Raw genomic sequence first — 16,179 nt, forward strand, 5'->3', positions numbered from 1 at the left:
TCAGCCCCCTCTCGTTCCGTTGTACAACTGTTCCAACATTTCATTGGAGACCGTCATGACCCTGGAACTGGCTTGGTATCCGCGTTGAATAATCAAAATGTCGCCGAACTCCTGGGCCAGATCGACGTTCGACAGCTCCAGATAGCCCCCCTGGATTCGGCCAAACTGTTTCTCCCCAGCCCGACCAAATTGAGCCTTCATGGAAGAGGGAGCGTGATAAAGCGAGTTGGCCCCTGCGATCAATGCACTTTCATCCGCAAAATCCGCCAGCGCCAACTGACTGCCGTCACGTTTTTCACCATTGGCGTAGGTAAACTTGAGAATGCCCGTCTCGTCGAATGAGAAGGTGCTCAGGCCTGCAATCGCGCTGCCGTCGACGACCCGTGCGCCCAATGTGTGGCTCGGGGCACTGGCGACCTGCGAGGCCAGGTTGAAGCTTCCCGGCGTACCGAAATCCAGCACGATGTTTTGAAGCGCGCCATTGCTGGTCAGGGGAACGGACAACGTGTTGAAACCGGCCACGGGGCTGCCGTCCGCGCCAAACGTGATGGTGCCGGTCTGCAACTGCGCGCCGCTCGAATCCGATACCGTGACTGTCCAGCTATTGACGGACGCCGCTTGCGGCTCGAATTTGACGCTCAGGGTATGGGTCCCACCGCTCGCATCGAACACCTGGATCGAACTGATCTGGTGGGTCGAATCCGTCGCACCGCTACGGGCCAATGCCCCCACCATCTCGATTCGGGTGGTAGCCTTCGGCGGCAGGGTACGCTGTCCCTGAATATTGACATCGCTCAGGTTGCCGGCCGAGTCGATACTTGCGACACGACGCTGGCTGATAGTGTCGACCAGATAACCGTCCTTATCGATCTGGAATTGCCCGGCACGGGTATATGACAGAGCACCATGCTCATCGCGCAAGACAAAGTAACCCGCGCCATTGATCGCCACATTGGTGTTGTTTCCGGTCTGGCGATTTTCGCCCGGTTTGATCCGCACCTCCGTACCCGCAATGCCCGAGCCGAAACTCTGACCATCCTGCCCATTGACGGCACGATAGAACGTATCGCTGCCCCGATAACCTGGCGTGTTCATGTTGGACACGTTGTTGGAGACGTTATCCAGCCCCTTCGCGAAGGAAAACAGGCCACTCATTCCATTAAAGAAAGCTTGTAGCATCACGCCCCCTGCCTGACCAGTTTGATTTGAGACAAGCGCACATCCGTCAGGACTGAACCATCGGCTTGCTTGACGGACAGCACCGGGCCGGTAGACGAAAATGCAATCGCCGACACCGAACCAATGACCGAGCCTCCGTTGGTAATACTGACTTCAACCTGACGCCCAAGCAGTCCCAGGGACTGCGACGTGGCATTCATGGATACCAGGTTATTGGTGTTTTCGTTGGTGATCCGGGTCTGTTCGAGGTTGGCAAACTGCGCCATCTGCGCCAGGAACTCACGGTTGTTGATGGGTTCCAGCGGGTCCTGGAAGGTCAGTTCGGTCAAAAACAACTTGATGAAATCTTCCTGCCCCAGACGGCTCTGGGCCAGCTCCGAGGTGGTGGTGCTCAGCTCATTCCCAATCGCTTCAACGGCCATGGTGTTCACCTGTGTAATCGTTCGAAAGTGGCGATGCGCGCCAGATTTCCTGGCCATTGAGCCAAATCTGCTGTGGACGCTCGGGCATCGACGGGGCTCGACGAGATAACTCGTCAATCAGTTCATCGCGCTCTTGCGGCGTCAACTGATAGTCCCGGACAAACAACTCGACACCTTGGTCCCGAGGCAGGAAATGGAACTGCCGGTCCGGCCATTTCAATGTGAGGTAGCTCAACAAGGGTCGGCTGGGGGAACTCCCAGCCTCCTGAGGCTCGAGCCCGACGGGTTCGCCGGATTGGCCGTAGGGATTTCTGATCAGGACTTCACTGGACGTGAAGGAACCGGCCGACGCCATCAGTACAGAACTCAACGGTGCGGCATGACTCTGCTCCACGCCTACCGGCACAACGCCGTGGATGCCCTGCTCCGTCAGGAACCCATCAGGGAGATATGAGAGATGATGGCCTGCGTACGTACCCAGCGCGTACAACTCAATTGTCCCCGCGGCCTTGGACTTGGAGGCATCGCCCGAATCCGACCGCACGACCCGCCTTGGATCAAGCTGAGAAAATTCCGTATGCGGAAGTCGGTACTGCGAAGGAGTGTGCTCGCTTCGCTGACGACCTGCGTTTTCGTTCGACGTTGGCGGATGATCGCCAAGTCCAATCTTGCGTTCAAAGTCCCTGGCCTGTGTTTCGCGGGCAGGAGCACGCTGCTGATCAGTCGCCGCAACCCAAAGCGATACCCCTACCTTAACGGCCATATCCCGCTCCCTGGCTTTGCTGCGCATCAAAAATGTCGATGGCCTCATGCTCATGCGCGGCCTTATCGAACAGCACTTGTAGACGACCTTGCGCCTTCTCGATCAGGTCCTCGTTAACCTTGCACTTGAGTAACTGGGTCATGGCGCCGTGCGACAAATGCCGCGCTTCAACAACAGAACGATGTGCCGCTTCAAGCCGCTGGAAGGCCGTGGCCTGCGCCAGCAATCGCTGTTCATGCTGGGAAGGATCAAGTATTGCGCCAACACGTCCCAATCCCTCGAAACCCGCCTGAATACTGTCGTAGCAATGTTGTTCTTCGCTCAGGAGGCGCTCGGCCTGTGCCAGCGCTCGGTGACTGCGATCATAAGCAAGCTCTGCCTTCTCCCGTTGCATGGCACGCAGACGAGACGCCGCCTCCAATTGCCGGGACTTGCGCCGTTCATCTTGCACTGTTCACCCCCTTGCCCAGCCGCTGGACCAACTCGAGAACGGTTTTCCAGGTACCTGATGCCGGGAAATGCTCCTCAGGGGTTTGCTGTAACAGCGCGTCAAACTCGGATTTCAACTCAATCATCGTGTCCAGCAGGGGCTGAGAGCCCTTTTCATAGGCCCCCAGCTCAATCAGATCCGCGCTGCTCTGATAGCTGCCAAGCGCCGAACGAAGACGCTCGACCTGGCTTTTCTGCTCATGGGTGTGCAGGGCGCCCGCCAATCGACTGATGCTATGCAGCACTTCAATGGCCGGCCAATGCCCGCGAGCGGCCACGCTGCGACTCAAGACAATGTGCCCGTCGAGGATGGCACGCATATGGTCAGCCACCGGCTCATTCATATCGTCGCCCTCGACCAGCACGGTATACACCCCTGTGATGGAGCCTTGGCCGTCCAACGCACCGGCACGCTCCATCAAGGGTGGCAACAGGGCAAAGACTGAAGGCGTATAGCCCCGGCTGCCCATCGGCTCGCCCGTAGAGAGTCCGATTTCACGTTGGGCCAGGGCGAAACGGGTAATCGAGTCCATGATCAGCAGCACGTGCTTGCCCTGGGCTCGAAACCACTCGGCAATGGTCGTTGCGGTGTAAGCCGCCTGGCGCCGTAGGACGGCCGGCTGCTCAGCGGCCGCGGCAATGACCACGGCTTTCTTGAGTCCCTCGGGCCCGAGGCTTTCGCGAATGAAGTCACCCACCTCGCGACCGCGCTCACCGATCAGGGCGATCACGATCACATCGGCTTCGGCATACTTGCTCATCATTCCCAGCAGAGTGCTTTTGCCCACACCGCTGCCCGCGAAGATGCCGATTCGCTGACCTCGTCCAAGGGGTGTGAAGACATCGACTGCTTTAACGCCCGTGACCAGCGTGGTGGTGATCGGCGAACGGTGCAGAGGATTGATCGGCGCCACGAAACGAGGCATTCGCTTCACCCCTTCTGGAGCAGGCCGATCATCCAGGGGGTTGCAGGTCGCATCCAGCACACGCCCCAGCAGACCGTCCCCCACGGGCACCGTGTAAGGTGCCCCGCGAGAATGAACTTCGCTGGCCAGGCACAAACCATCCACCGGCGCGTAAGGCATCAACAAGGTGTAGTCGCTGCGTAGGCCGACAACTTCGGCCACGACAGCCTCGCCGCCTTGAGCAGGCTGGATATCCACCAACTCACCCAGCCGGGCGTCCAGGCCGGTGGCGTGAAGCACCATGCCCTGAATCGAGCTCAAACGCCCGACGCGCCGGCAAAGACGGGTCTGGGCCAGCTGCGTCAGCAATCGACTCTCAAGCCCCTGCCACACGACCCTCTCCTTGTTCGACCAGCACTGACGCGACCTTGGTCAATTGGGTGTGCACGCCCGCATCCAGTTGCCCCCCCTCGAACTCGATCAAGCAACTTCCCATACGAGCCTGCGGATCGACCAGAAACGATGGCAGCAACGCATCGTCCGGCGCCAGGCGAAGCAATGTTTCATAATCGGCCCGGGCAACGCGAATGCGCAAAGGGGCAGTCAATTTGTACTCATCAATCGCTCGCCTCGCCAAGTCAGCCACCAGCGAGTGCGTGTCGTCATGCTGACCCAGCAAGCGCGTCACTACGGTCAGCGCGAGTCGTCCGACCAAGGGCTCCATGGCCGCTATCAATTGCTGCTGTTGCAAACCCAATGCTTCGACCAATTGCGCAAGTTGAAGGCGTTGCGTTTCAAGCGCCTCACGCAAGGACGCCTCCTTCTTCTGCCATTGCTGCTCCTGCTCGGCCAAGGCCTTGGTCAGTTGCGCACGGGCTTGCTTGCCCCCTTCCAGCAATCCTTCGGCTATCGCTTTATCGCGGCACTCACGCTCGAGCTCTGCAAACTCAAACGCGAAAGCCTCCCGTAGAGCCGCCTTGACGTCTGGCTGATGCCCTTGCTTCGACACCTTCGCGCGAACATCGCCGTCAAAACCCGGCAGACGTCGCGTCCCCGGTTTCTGCGGTGGCTGCCGCAGCACCGTCGAGGGCGCGGGCGGCTTATGCTCGCTCATCACCCGCCTCCTGAGCTTCCAACCGGCTCTTCAAACTGCGCATCAGCGCCGGCGGTAGGATCTGCTTGGCAAATTTGCCGTCCCATCGACGGATATCGGCGCTGTTGGCCAATCCCCCTAACAATTCACGACGTACCGCAGGGGTTTCCAATTGCAGTACCAATGCTCCCCAAAACGGGTGCGTCGCTTTCGAGAGCAGGGTTTTAAGCCGAGTGTGATCGGGCTGCGCCTGAGTAACCGGCGTTGCTACCGTTAATTCGCTCATCATGGCGGAGACAACGGAGGGATCACTGGTCAGTCCCAGCAGGTTGATCTCCTCCAGTAGCGTCTCAATCTGACGACGCTCGCCAGGCTCCAGCCGTGCAAGAATCCAGTCACGGTCTTCGGCATGAGCACAAGCAAGGCGGATCGCGGCTTTACGAAGCGCTGAAAATTCCATGACCTCAGCGCCCCTCCAACAGCCAGCGACGCAAGTCCACCAGCAATTGCTCACGCTCGACAGACGTCAGTCGCGGCACGGTCGCGGGGACAGAGACGGTCTTGCGGCGTCCTGTCAGCCAGAACATCAACAGAATGACCATCAGGACCACCATCGATCCGATGCCCAGCCAGCGAGTCCATGGCAACGCGGAATCATCGTCGATGGACGCAGGCGCCTCGACATGGCTCACCGGCGCGGGCTCTGTCGAAACCTGCGCCACCGTAGAAGCCTGCGGCACGGGCATGTCCGGGATATAGACCATCACCAATCGATCGCCGCGCTTGAGGTCCAAGCCCAATGCCGCCTCGAGTAAGGCCTGGATATCTTTCTGTTGAGCGTCCGTGACCGGAGTGCTGAGCACTACACCGACGGTAATGCGCTCAATCTTGCCAGAGGCATGCTCGGTTTCGGCGCGGGCCTTGCCCACTTCGTAATCGATTTCCCGATTGTTCTGGAAGCGCTTGCTCGTGGACTCACCGCTGGAGTTTTCGGTGGACTCCGTACGTTTTTCCCGGCGTATCTTATTGGTGAGCGGTTGCTCGCTGATGGATTTGACGCGGTCGAAGTTCATCAGCACCCGAACCGAAACATCGACGCCATGCTGACCGAGCGGACGGGCCAACAGCTCTTCGGCCTTGAGCTTCAACGCTTGCTCGACTTGAGCAGTCAACTGCAAGTGTTCGGGGGCGGCCGCGGCGCTATCGGAGGCGCTGAGTACCTGCCCGTCCTCATTGAGCACTGACACACGTTCAAGGGTCATCCCTTCTACCGCCGACGCCACCAGTTGCTGGATACCCCTGACCCGTTGAGGCATCAACGTGCCCTTGGCGCGTAGACGCACAATCACCGAGGCCTTGGGCGGCTCTTCCGCCTGCTGATAGAGGCTGGTTTTCTTGAACGTCAGGTGCACGCGGGCATACTCCACTTCAGAGATGCTCATGATCGTGCGCGCCAACTCACCTTCCATGGCCCGCTGGTAATTGATTTTCTGGCTGAACTCCGACATGCCGTAATCGGCCTTGTCGAACAGCTCAAACCCCGGGCCACCTCGCGTTGGAATACCCGCCTCGGCCAGGTACATGCGCGCGGCGGCCGCGTGATCGGCCAGGACCTCAATCGCGCCCTGTTGCGTATTGATCCGATAAGGCACATGGCGCTGGCTCAATGTTGCCAGAATCTGAGCCTGGGACGCTTCGTCGGCATTTCGGTACAGGGCCACGTATTGCGGGCGCAGTACCCACCAGACCGATACGGCAAGCAGGCCAACAATCAGCACCATGCCGATCAGAAAGAGGCGTGTACGACCAGCAAGGAACGAGGACACCAGTTGATTCTCCATGGGTCAGATCTGCAGCCGTGTAAGTTCCTGGTAGGCATCTACCAGTCGGTTGCGTACTTCCACAGCCAGTTGCAGCGACAGCTTCGCTTGTTCCATGGCCATGACCAGATCGTGAGGCGCAATGTTTTCGCCCAGCGCATAAGCCGACAGCAGCTCGCTCGCTTGCCCGGTCTGCTCACCCAATTGGGTCGCGCCCGACTTCAGCAAACCGACGAAATCAGAGCTTTCCGGTCCCATCGACCCTTGTGCCAGGGCGGCGCTCGGTGAAAGGTCGGTCGTTAATGCAATAGGCGCGATGGCAGCGGTCATATCACTTTCCAATTTCAAAGGCTTTGAGCGTCATTTCGCGCAAGCTGTTGTAAGAGCGGATGTTGGCTTCGTAGGCACGGGTTGCCGATACCAGGGTCGCCATTTCCCTGGCGGCTTCGATGTTCGGGTAATGCACCATGCCATTGTGGTCAGCCATGGGATGAGCAGGGTCATGAACCAAACGAGCATCACTACGCGCTTGGGGATGAACGAGCGGTTGCTGTAAACCCAATTGCCCGGCAAAGCTGGTTGGAGGCGATACGCTGAGTAACGGCGAACGATCCCCCGGCCCTATCGCCACGTTGGCGATTGCCAGGTTGTAGCTCGCGACCTCTGCCCGTGAACGCTCGTAGGCCATGCTCCCGCGAACGATTTCGCTGATGTTGTCCAGAGGCATGCTCAGCGGCCTCCCTTGATTGCCAACTGCATGAGCGCGAACTGGCGCGAGACACCGTCGGCCAGGGTCTGATAGCGACCGCTCGCCGCAGACATCTGCGCAACTTCACCGTCCAACGCCAATGGCGAGACCGGCGTATAGCTCTGCAAGTACGGTGTCAATTCGCTGTCCTGTATGGAACGCAACGCCTGGCCAAACAGTTCCGGATCGTTGTGCAGGCCGCGCAAGGCGGCCATCGGCTCGAAGCTGTTGAGACGCATGGCCTTGCTCCCGGGAACGTTGGCCATGGCGATGTTATGCGCCGCCACCTTCGCCCTCAGTTGCTCCAGGCTCATGGCGAAGCGAACCGTTTCTATTGCAAGACTCATATCGGCTGACATCAATCTTCCTTATTGAACAATGAGTTCGGCGTGCAAGGCGCCCGCTTGTTTGATGGCCTGCAACACAGTGATCACTTCGCGCGTGCTCAATCGAACCTGATTGAGGGCTTTGACCAGGTCGCCTACCGTCGCCCCTTCCGCCAGCTTCACCGGCCCGTGTTCTTCTTCGTTCACGGTCAGGTCTGTATCCGGCACGACCACCGTACCGACACCTGGCCCGGTACGTGCCACCCAGGACGGCTGCGAAACCTGGAACTTGGTGCTGATCACCACACTCAGCGAGCCTTGGGAAATGCTGACTTCGCCCAGTTGGACATTGGCTCCCGCCACCACGGTGCCGGTGCGCTCGTTGACCACCACGCGTGCGGCATAATCCGGAGCCACTGAAACGTTCTGCACCCGCGAAATCAATCGAGGGACGCTCGTGCCGGCCGTAACGGGCACCTCGACTTTGGCCGCGTGCACCACCCGCACGCCTGACACGCCCAACTCTCGGCTCAAGGCATCGGCAATACGCTGTGCGGTGGTGTAGTCCGGCTCGTTCAGAATCAGCACTAGACGTCTCGATACCTCATCATTTTCCGAAAAGGCCGAGCGCTCGACACTGGCGCCTCGGGGAATACGCCCCACCGTCGGGTGGTTCTTCTGCACCGAGTTGGAGTTGGCCTCAAAGACGTACCCGCCCACCGACATCGGTCCTTGGGCCAAGGCATAAAGTCTTTCGTCCGGACCGTACAGGGGCGTCATCAACAAGGTGCCCCCCAGCAGACTGCGGGCATCGCCCAGGGAAGAGACCTCGACGTCCAGCTTGTCCCCCGACTCGCTGAACGAGCGCAAGTTGCCGGTGACCATCACCGCCGCGGTGTTACGGGTGTTGAGATCTCCTTCAGCGACGTTCACATTGAAGTTCTTCAAGGTATTGACCAGCGACTGGCGGGTGGCCCGATTACGGTCGGTATCGCCCGTTCCGGCCAAACCGACCACCAGGCCATAACCAATGATGGAATAGTCCCGTACACCCTGGATGCGCGTCAGTTCCTTGATCCGGACATCAGCCTGCGCTGGCTGTAACCAGAGCGCGAGGAGCAGGACTGACAGCAGCCGAGCAACCATTTTCATAAGATTCGTAGCCACTTGAGCACCCGGAAAACGATGTTCTGCTTCTGCGCATCGGTCACCACACCGTCGCCGACGATATCGATTTGTGCGTCTGCCAGACGATAGGAAAGCACCGTGTTGTTGTAGGCGATGTCATCCGGTCGAACCAGACCGGTGATTCTGACCTGCTGCTTTTCATCATTGACTGTCACTCGTTGCTCGCCACTGACGCGCAGCAAACCCTCGGGCAGCATTTCAATGATGCGCACGGAGACGTTCGTGCGAATCTGTCCACTGCGGTTGGTTTGGCCGGTGCCACTGGTATCCCCTCTCAGGCCCAGGCTCGCTTGATGGGTATTACTGTCCAGCCCTGTGCGCGCGGAAATATCGGTATTGCTGTCGGCTCCGGTGCCTGCCGCGCTCTGAGCCGTGGTGGACTCCACCACCAACACCGTCAATGTATCGCCAAGGTAGTAGCCACGACGGTCGCCCGTCAGGGAGCGGTAGCCATCGGGATTGATCAGGCTCTGTGCGCCAGCCACTCCCGGCAGCAACAGCATGACCAACAACGCGCTGCGGGCGTCATCTTTCCACATGAACCTCTCCTTTTCCGGTGACCACCGCCAACAGGCTCGACTCGGAACCATTGAGCATCACCGGTACACGCTCGCCCAAGACACCCGGACGCAATGCCTTTCCTTCAGTACGCAGCATCAGGCCAGGGCCATAGACCACAACGGTCACCGGCGCATCACGAAACACCAGTGGCTCAGCCTTGAGGTGACGCTTGAGCACCGGCATGCCGGCGTTGACCGATTGATTCAGCCACTGCCCCGCAACATCGCTGGGCAAATCACCCGGCGAAAGTTGCGCCGCAGCCAGGTCCACCCGCTCCAGACGCGGCTGCACATCCGCCATCGCCTGATCGGCTCGTCCATTACGGCCATAGACCCATGCCTGCTTCCAGGCCTGTACCTTGAACCACACCGTCACCATGCTGGGCCGATCATGGCCGCACACGATGCCGCTGAATGCGACCGGGACCCGACTGCGAATGCCCGGGCTCAACAACCGGATCTGCGGCTGCCCCATGGCCGGCGGCTCGCCTATTGGCGTGAGCTGGAGTTCAACCTCGGGCGTGGCCAACTGCGCCTGAATATGCTGGACAGCAGTCGTCAAGGCATTCCTTGATGCGGCTGCGTCGCAACCCGCACCGGGTGCCACCTCGGCATAGCAACCGCTGCTTGCGATCCACAACCCGAGCCCGGCCATCCAATGGATATTCATAGTGATCAGCGGCGCAGGTTATTGATGGTTTCCAGGATCTGATCGCTGGCCTGTAGCAACCGCGCATTCATCTGGTAGGCCCGTTGAGCCAGCACCAACCCGCTCATCTCGTCGATCAGGTTGACATTGGACATCTCGACAAAGCCTTGCAACAGAACACCCTGGCCGTCGCGACCCGGCTCGGCATAAATCGCTTCGCCGCTGGCCTGGGTCGGGCGATAGAGACCATCGCTGAGTTTGGTCAGCGCTTCGGCACTGGCGAACTTCGCCAGTTGAACCTGACCGACGCTGATGATTTCTCCGGTTTCGGTGATGGTTGCCTGGACTTCGCCGTTCTGTTTGATCACCAGGTTGCGCGCATCCGGCGGCACCCTAAGGTCGGCCGTCAGCGTTTGCCCATCGGGCATTGCCAATTGGCCCTCGCTGTCGAGATGGAAACGTCCCGCGCGGGTATAGGCCAACTCGCCCGTGGGCAACGCCACTTCGAAGAACCCGTCGCCCTGGATGGCCAGGTCCAGCGCGTTACCACTCTCACGCACAGTGCCAGGGCTGAAGACCTGACTTGGCTGCGACGCCTGGATACCTGCGCCGGACAGCAAGGTTTCGGTCATGCCTCCCCCTGCGTCGCGTGTCCCGACTTCCCGGACCATGTCGTGGAAATCCACCTGGCTGCGCTTGTAGCCAATGGTCTGCATGTTGGCGACGTTGTTCGAAATGCTGTCAATCCAAGCCTGGTTCGCGGTCAGACCGGAGCTGGCGATACTCAATGAATCAATCACAACCACTCTCCCTGGTCAGTTCTTGCCGATTTGGTTGATACCGCTGTTGAGCATGCCGTCGTAGGCCGACAGCGCTCGTTGCATGGTTTCGACATGCCGTGACACTTCCATCATTTTCACCATGTCGGTGCCCATGGCCGCGTTGGAGCGTTCCAAAAGCCCTTGATGCACAACGAAACTCTTCGCGGGGGTGATCGCGCTACTGGCCGCGTACAGCCCATCCCCAACGGCCAACAGTTGCTGCGGGTTGTCGACCCGTACCACACTCAGGCGACCTACCGGCCGATCGTCGACACTGACCTGGCCACTCGCGTCGACCTTCAAGACTCCACCCGCTACTTGCAACGGGCCTTCGTCTGCCAATACCGGATAACCCGCCTTGCTCACCAGGTAACCGGTGTTGTCGACCTGAAAACGTCCGTCGCGACTTAACAACACGCCACCCGGTGTCTTCAGCGCAAACCAGGCATCCCCGGACAACGCCAGGTCCGTGGCGCGTCCGGTGTGTTGTAGCGCACCACCGTCGGCGCTGATCCGGGTCTGCGCCTGTATGTCGTCGAGCCCGCTCGAAACACCCGTGCCGCCAGCCATCGAGTTGGCGGGCATCACATTGAAGGTGCGCTCGGCCCTGTAGCCATAGGTGTTGGCGTTGGCGACGTTCTGTGACACGGCTTTCAAATTGTCGATGTCACGCTGGATGACCCCAGCCAGTTGCATGATCAAATCGCTCATGGGGACTCCAGGCTCGGGAAACCGGGCAGATCAATCATGCCGGCCGAAGTGACGCGGGCGTGCTGCCCGACTTCGTTCACCGACAACACCGCCATGTGGGGCACCGCCCGAGACATGAAAGACCGCAAAACCCGTCGTAACGGCGCCGCGCACAGCAGCACCGGTTGTTTATTGCCACTGAGCTGACGCTCTGCCTCGCGTGCGACGGTGGTGACAAAGCGCTCCAGTTCCTGGGCGGGCAACAGTGCCGATTGCAATCCTTCCCGAGGACGTGCAGCCGCCAGCATGTAACCTTCCAACTGGGGCGCAATCGTCAGCACGTTCAGCTCACCGTTCTTATCCACCAACCGCTCATAGAGGGCCGCGCCCAAGCGCTCACGCACTCGCTCGACGAGGTCTTCGGCATTTTTCTGGCTGCGTCCCGCATCCACCAGGACTTCGAGAATGGTTTCAAGGTTGCGAATGGACACCTGCTCACGCAGCAGCAATTGCAGTACCCGCTGGATGTCCGAATAGCTGAGCACCTGAGGCACCAATTCATCGACCAGGCTGCCCAGGCTCGTGCGCTTCTTCTCGATCAGTCGCTCGGTCTCGGCACGGGTCAGGAACTCCGGTGCATAACGACGCGCCAATTCGGATAAATGGGTCAGCAATACCGTATCGGGCTCAACCAGGGTGTACCCGGCCGTCCGCGCCTGCGTGCGTTGAGCAACTTCAATCCAGAGTGCCTTGAGGCCGTAGGTCGGTTCCTTGGTTGCACGCCCTTCCAGAGTCAGCGTCACGCCCCCCGGATTGATCGCCAGCAACTTGTCGAACTCCAATTCGCCCGCAGCTATCACCGCGCCCTGCACACAGACCTGATAGGTACCGTTGGCCAGTTTCTTGTCGGCGTGCACATTGAGTTCCGGCAGTGCGAAACCATAGTCCCGGGCGAATTGCTTGCGCAGGTTGTCAATGCGCAAGCTCAACGTGCTGGTTGCGGCGAGGACGTGGGCGGCAAGATCGGTACTGAGACGCAGCTCAAACGCATCGGTGTTCATCAACGCGTAGACGTCACCGGTTTCGTTGTCCTGCGCGGCAGACGGATCGTCGCTCTGTGGATCGCCCCCTTCCTTGGCCTTGTTTCGCAACTTGCGATAGGAGAACCAGGCCGCGATGGAGAACCCGGCAAACAGTATCAACAGCGGAATCAGAGGCAAGCCTGGCACCATCGCCAGAAAGACAGTGACCAACGCCACCACGACCAGCGTCTTGGGGTAAGCCGACACCTGGCGCCCCAACTCCGGTCCCAAGCGGGCATCGGTCGCGGCCCGGGTGATGATGATCCCGGCAGCCACGGCGATGATCAGCGAAGGGATCTGCGTCACGATGCCATCGCCTACCGTCAGCAGCGTGTAGTGATGCAGCGCATCGCCCCAACTCTGTCCCTTCTGCAGAATCCCGACCGATAAGCCACCGATGATGTTGATCGCGATAATCACGATACCGGCAACCGCATCCCCTTTCACGAACTTAGACGCCCCGTCCATGGCCCCGTAAAAGTTCGACTCACGCTCCAACTGACTGCGCCGGCGCTTGGCTTCTTCCTGGTCAATGATGCCCATGTTCAGGTCGGCATCGATGCTCATCTGCTTGCCTGGCAACGAATCCAGGGTGAAACGGGCAGCCACTTCGGCGACGCGCTGGGCGCCGCTGGTGACCACCACATATTGCACAACCACCAGGATCAGGAAGACCACGAAGCCGATCACGTAATTGCCGCCGACAACATGGGTGCCCACCGCTGCAATGACCAGACCCGCATCGCCATCGGTCAGGATCAGCCGCGTCGCCGAAATGTTCAGGGCCAGACGAAACAACGTGGTCATCAACAACAGCGATGGGAAGGTCGAAAAGCTCAGCGGCTTATCGATGTCGAAGGTCACCAGCAGCACCATCAGTGCAACAGCAAAGTTGGTCAGCAGGAGCAAATCCAGGAGCCACGTCGGGATCGGCGTGAACAACACCAGCAGGATCCCGATGACCGCCACTGCCAGCAGAAGATCACTGCCTTCGGACAGCACGCGAGAAAAAAGTGGCCTCATGAAGCGAGCACCTTATTGCCCGGCAATGCGATCACCCAACGATAGATACGTGCTACATCGGTCTGAGTGGAATCCGGAATGGCCGAGTCGACCCGGGCCAGCGCATGCAGCGCCCGAGCCAACGGCGGACGCCGCAAAATCGGTATCCGGTGCTTTCTGGCGATGTGACAGATACGCCGGGCGTGAAGACCTCGCCCCATGGCCAGTACCTTGGGTGCGAGCATGCTCGCGGGTCGGTACTGCAAGGCCACCGCATAATGGGTCGGGTTGGTGATAATGACGTCCGCGTCCTTGACCTGCCCCAACGCAGCCGCTTTTTTCAGCAGTGCCTGCTGTATGCCCTTGCGCTTGGAACGAACCTCCGGATCACCCTCTCGGCGCCGATGCTCGTCTTTGGTTTCCCGACGGCTCATACGCATCTGGCGGCTGAACTCGCGCCGCGAGTACCAGATATCAAACAGCGCGGCGGCGGCCATGACTGCCAGGACTGTAAAGCCCAGTTGCATCAGCAATTGCTTGGCGGCCTGGGGTAGTTCCAATGGCGAAATCGTCGCCATGCCCATCAACTGCGGCAACACGCTTTGGAACAGGTAATACAGGACCAACGCGAACAGGGCACCCTTGACCAGCACCTTGATCAGCTCAACGAACATACGTCGCGAAAAAACCTTCTTGAGCCCCTGGATCGGATTGAGTCGCTTGAAATCCGGCTTCAAGGAAATCAAGGAAAACACCGGACCGCTGAAGATCAGGTTCGTCAGAATTGCCATCAGTATCAGCGCGCCAATCAGCGGCAATAACCCGTACACCACCTGTCTCAGGCTGTATCCGCCCTGCTCCCCCAGGAAACTGAAGCCTCGGCCCATTTGCCCGGCATTACTCAGCCACCAATGCGTATGTGTGGCGATCACGCTGGCCAGGGGATAGGCGATGGCCGAGAACACCATCAGGAACGTCAACAACATGATGAGGGACAACAGATCGGGACTGCGCGGCACCTGCCCTTTCTTGCGGGCTTCCTCAAGCTTGTAAGGCGTTGCCTCTTCGCTTTTGTCCTGCTGATCGCTCATTGAACACCTGCCGGCGAAAGAGCAAAGCGCAAGGCGTTTTCAATCAGGAGCGGCAAGCGCTGCACGATCATCGGTAGGGTCAGTATCAGGATAAACACGCCAACGCCCAACTTGATGGGCAACGAGAGGAAATAGACGTTGGCCTGGGGCATGGAGCGGGACATGAACGCAAAGGCAATATCGATCAGCCAGAGCCCGACAAGCACCGGCACGACGATCATGAACGCCAGTAAAAACTGCTGCGTCATGACCGTCGCCAAGGACAGGGACAGTGTGGAGAGCGATACGCTACCGGGCGGAACCGCGACCAGAAGCTGGGCGAAACCGCGAAGCAAATCGTGATGCAGATTGAGTACGACGAATACCGCACTCAATGACCAGACCAGCAAATCGGCCATCAGGCCGGTCATGGTGGAGGTTCCTGGATCAAAGACGCCAGCCGCATTCAAACCGATCTGGGTGTCGATCAGCTTGCCGGCCATATCGACCCCGGCGTGAGCGGCATGAAAACCGAACGCCATCAACACACCGAGCAACAACTCCCCCAGGAGCGCAGGCAGCGTAAAGACCGGCTCATGGGTAAGCGCCATGCTGCTTGCCAATACGGCGGACAAAGCCAAGGTCAGCAGTAACCTGACGGTCAATGGAATGCGCGCAAAAAACAGAACCGGCGAAACCACCACGAGCGGAATTAACCTGGCCGATACGAGAAGCGCGTTGAGAAAAAAGGACGTCAGCACAACCCACACCAAAACGAAGCTAGAAACTAGCGGCCTGAGTTAATGCACTGAGTGCGAATTGTTTGAGAACCGTCAGCATCCAGCTCCCAAAGACCAACAGCACGACGACCGTCACGATCAGCTTGGGGATGAACGTCAGGGTCATTTCCTGGATCTGGGTGGCGACCTGGAGAATGCTGACCAGAAGACCGATGATCAGGATGGCGAGCAGCAAGGGGGCCGCCACCATCGCGGCGGTCAGGAGCGCTTCCTTGAGCGCGTAAAGCATGAAGTCCTGCGTCATCCCTAACCCCGGCTGAGCTTTATCGAGGGCGCGTTCTGGGCGCGCCTTGGCTTGCATGGCAGATAGCCATTAATTCGAGCATGGTAGCGAGATAATATCAATAAACGCAACATAATGTTACGAGTTGGATACATAATGCTGGCTTCCTGCACCGGCCATAGACTGACAAGCAACCCTCTTCGCTCTGACTATACGATTGCCGGTACCACCTGCATCTGACGCTTAAACACGCTCAATGCCTGCGCCTCTTGATGTACCTCTGCTCGCAACGCGTGCTCAAGTCTCTCCAAAGTTTTTCGAGAGTTTGAGCCGCGTCCACTACGCCAGT

Annotated in this window: 20 protein-coding genes; all 20 read right to left on the bottom strand. The window is 59.2% G+C overall.

Annotated elements, in window-relative coordinates:
* The gene (gene flgF / locus FBX99_RS27790) at positions 1–1,179 is read right to left on the bottom strand and encodes a flagellar basal-body rod protein FlgF (RefSeq protein ID WP_145133672.1); all 1,179 of its coding nucleotides are present in this window, start codon (positions 1,177–1,179) and stop codon (positions 1–3) included.
* Entirely contained in the window at positions 1,179–1,601 is a 423-nt protein-coding gene (locus FBX99_RS27795) for a flagellar hook assembly protein FlgD (RefSeq protein WP_145133674.1), read from the bottom strand. The genes flgF and FBX99_RS27795 overlap by 1 nt, the downstream gene beginning before the upstream one ends.
* Complete coding sequence (locus tag FBX99_RS27800) at positions 1,591–2,364, bottom strand: hypothetical protein (protein WP_145133676.1); 774 nt, start codon at positions 2,362–2,364, stop codon at positions 1,591–1,593. The genes FBX99_RS27795 and FBX99_RS27800 overlap by 11 nt, the downstream gene beginning before the upstream one ends.
* Complete coding sequence (locus FBX99_RS27805; protein WP_145133678.1) at positions 2,354–2,815, bottom strand: hypothetical protein; 462 nt, start codon at positions 2,813–2,815, stop codon at positions 2,354–2,356. The genes FBX99_RS27800 and FBX99_RS27805 overlap by 11 nt, the downstream gene beginning before the upstream one ends.
* Positions 2,805–4,151, bottom strand: a complete 1,347-nt coding sequence (locus FBX99_RS27810; protein ID WP_145133680.1) for a FliI/YscN family ATPase — start codon at positions 4,149–4,151, stop codon at positions 2,805–2,807. Before FBX99_RS27810 ends, FBX99_RS27805 begins: the two co-directional genes overlap by 11 nt.
* Positions 4,135–4,872, bottom strand: a complete 738-nt coding sequence (locus FBX99_RS27815; protein ID WP_145133682.1) for a FliH/SctL family protein — start codon at positions 4,870–4,872, stop codon at positions 4,135–4,137. The genes FBX99_RS27810 and FBX99_RS27815 overlap by 17 nt, the downstream gene beginning before the upstream one ends.
* On the bottom strand, positions 4,859–5,311 hold the full coding sequence (locus FBX99_RS27820) for a hypothetical protein (RefSeq protein ID WP_145133684.1): 453 nt from the start codon (positions 5,309–5,311) through the stop codon (positions 4,859–4,861). The genes FBX99_RS27815 and FBX99_RS27820 overlap by 14 nt, the downstream gene beginning before the upstream one ends.
* Positions 5,312–5,315: 4 nt before the next feature.
* Positions 5,316–6,692: a flagellar basal-body MS-ring/collar protein FliF gene (fliF, locus tag FBX99_RS27825; RefSeq protein ID WP_145133686.1), complete on the bottom strand. Its 1,377-nt coding sequence runs from the start codon at positions 6,690–6,692 to the stop codon at positions 5,316–5,318.
* Positions 6,693–6,695: 3 nt separating this feature from the next.
* Positions 6,696–7,001 (bottom strand): flagellar hook-basal body complex protein FliE, encoded by a 306-nt coding sequence (gene fliE, locus FBX99_RS27830; RefSeq protein ID WP_145133688.1) that lies wholly within the window; start codon positions 6,999–7,001, stop codon positions 6,696–6,698.
* Between the two features lies 1 nt (position 7,002).
* Positions 7,003–7,398 carry a flagellar basal body rod protein FlgC gene (locus tag FBX99_RS27835; RefSeq protein ID WP_145133690.1) on the bottom strand — a complete coding sequence of 132 codons (396 nt, stop codon included), beginning with the start codon at positions 7,396–7,398 and terminating at the stop codon, positions 7,003–7,005.
* Positions 7,399–7,400: 2 nt separating this feature from the next.
* Positions 7,401–7,778 carry a flagellar biosynthesis protein FlgB gene (locus tag FBX99_RS27840; RefSeq protein WP_145133692.1) on the bottom strand — a complete coding sequence of 126 codons (378 nt, stop codon included), beginning with the start codon at positions 7,776–7,778 and terminating at the stop codon, positions 7,401–7,403.
* Between the two features lie 9 nt (positions 7,779–7,787).
* Positions 7,788–8,912 carry a flagellar basal body P-ring protein FlgI gene (locus tag FBX99_RS27845; RefSeq protein WP_256677808.1) on the bottom strand — a complete coding sequence of 375 codons (1,125 nt, stop codon included), beginning with the start codon at positions 8,910–8,912 and terminating at the stop codon, positions 7,788–7,790.
* Entirely contained in the window at positions 8,894–9,472 is a 579-nt protein-coding gene (locus tag FBX99_RS27850; protein ID WP_145133696.1) for a flagellar basal body L-ring protein FlgH, read from the bottom strand. Before FBX99_RS27850 ends, FBX99_RS27845 begins: the two co-directional genes overlap by 19 nt.
* A complete protein-coding gene (gene flgA / locus FBX99_RS27855; RefSeq protein WP_256664140.1) occupies positions 9,459–10,055 on the bottom strand; it encodes a flagellar basal body P-ring formation chaperone FlgA in 597 nt (198 codons plus the stop codon). Before flgA ends, FBX99_RS27850 begins: the two co-directional genes overlap by 14 nt.
* Positions 10,056–10,168: 113 nt before the next feature.
* Positions 10,169–10,942 carry a flagellar hook-basal body protein gene (locus FBX99_RS27860; protein ID WP_145133700.1) on the bottom strand — a complete coding sequence of 258 codons (774 nt, stop codon included), beginning with the start codon at positions 10,940–10,942 and terminating at the stop codon, positions 10,169–10,171.
* A 15-nt stretch (positions 10,943–10,957) separates the two neighbouring features.
* Positions 10,958–11,674, bottom strand: a complete 717-nt coding sequence (locus tag FBX99_RS27865) for a flagellar hook-basal body protein (RefSeq protein WP_145133702.1) — start codon at positions 11,672–11,674, stop codon at positions 10,958–10,960.
* Entirely contained in the window at positions 11,671–13,758 is a 2,088-nt protein-coding gene (locus FBX99_RS27870) for a flagellar biosynthesis protein FlhA (RefSeq protein WP_145133704.1), read from the bottom strand. Before FBX99_RS27870 ends, FBX99_RS27865 begins: the two co-directional genes overlap by 4 nt.
* Positions 13,755–14,828, bottom strand: coding sequence for a flagellar biosynthesis protein FlhB (locus FBX99_RS27875; RefSeq protein WP_145133706.1), 1,074 nt, complete (start codon positions 14,826–14,828; stop codon positions 13,755–13,757). The genes FBX99_RS27870 and FBX99_RS27875 overlap by 4 nt, the downstream gene beginning before the upstream one ends.
* Positions 14,825–15,568: a flagellar biosynthetic protein FliR gene (locus FBX99_RS27880; RefSeq protein ID WP_145133708.1), complete on the bottom strand. Its 744-nt coding sequence runs from the start codon at positions 15,566–15,568 to the stop codon at positions 14,825–14,827. The genes FBX99_RS27875 and FBX99_RS27880 overlap by 4 nt, the downstream gene beginning before the upstream one ends.
* Positions 15,569–15,587: 19 nt before the next feature.
* Positions 15,588–15,908, bottom strand: coding sequence for a flagellar biosynthetic protein FliQ (locus FBX99_RS27885; RefSeq protein ID WP_241493023.1), 321 nt, complete (start codon positions 15,906–15,908; stop codon positions 15,588–15,590).
* Between the last annotated feature and the right edge of the window lie 271 nt (positions 15,909–16,179).

It is taken from the genome of Pseudomonas sp. SJZ074 (assembly GCF_007828215.1).
Lineage (GTDB): Bacteria > Pseudomonadota > Gammaproteobacteria > Pseudomonadales > Pseudomonadaceae > Aquipseudomonas.

Bases quoted from the DNA above. Each gene is read 5' to 3' on its own strand.
- FBX99_RS27800 (WP_145133676.1), bottom strand. From the start codon at position 2,364: ATGGCCGTTAAGGTAGGGGTATCGCTTTGGGTTGCGGCGACTGATCAG.
- flgF (WP_145133672.1), bottom strand. From the start codon at position 1,179: ATGCTACAAGCTTTCTTTAATGGAATGAGTGGCCTGTTTTCCTTCGCG.
- FBX99_RS27885 (WP_241493023.1), bottom strand. From the start codon at position 15,908: ATGCAAGCCAAGGCGCGCCCAGAACGCGCCCTCGATAAAGCTCAGCCG.
- FBX99_RS27795 (WP_145133674.1), bottom strand. From the start codon at position 1,601: ATGGCCGTTGAAGCGATTGGGAATGAGCTGAGCACCACCACCTCGGAG.
- fliE (WP_145133688.1), bottom strand. From the start codon at position 7,001: ATGACCGCTGCCATCGCGCCTATTGCATTAACGACCGACCTTTCACCG.
- FBX99_RS27835 (WP_145133690.1), bottom strand. From the start codon at position 7,398: ATGCCTCTGGACAACATCAGCGAAATCGTTCGCGGGAGCATGGCCTAC.
- FBX99_RS27870 (WP_145133704.1), bottom strand. From the start codon at position 13,758: ATGAGGCCACTTTTTTCTCGCGTGCTGTCCGAAGGCAGTGATCTTCTG.
- FBX99_RS27875 (WP_145133706.1), bottom strand. From the start codon at position 14,828: ATGAGCGATCAGCAGGACAAAAGCGAAGAGGCAACGCCTTACAAGCTT.
- fliF (WP_145133686.1), bottom strand. From the start codon at position 6,692: ATGGAGAATCAACTGGTGTCCTCGTTCCTTGCTGGTCGTACACGCCTC.
- FBX99_RS27815 (WP_145133682.1), bottom strand. From the start codon at position 4,872: ATGAGCGAGCATAAGCCGCCCGCGCCCTCGACGGTGCTGCGGCAGCCA.
- FBX99_RS27840 (WP_145133692.1), bottom strand. From the start codon at position 7,778: ATGTCAGCCGATATGAGTCTTGCAATAGAAACGGTTCGCTTCGCCATG.
- FBX99_RS27820 (WP_145133684.1), bottom strand. From the start codon at position 5,311: ATGGAATTTTCAGCGCTTCGTAAAGCCGCGATCCGCCTTGCTTGTGCT.
- FBX99_RS27850 (WP_145133696.1), bottom strand. From the start codon at position 9,472: ATGTGGAAAGATGACGCCCGCAGCGCGTTGTTGGTCATGCTGTTGCTG.
- FBX99_RS27865 (WP_145133702.1), bottom strand. From the start codon at position 11,674: ATGAGCGATTTGATCATGCAACTGGCTGGGGTCATCCAGCGTGACATC.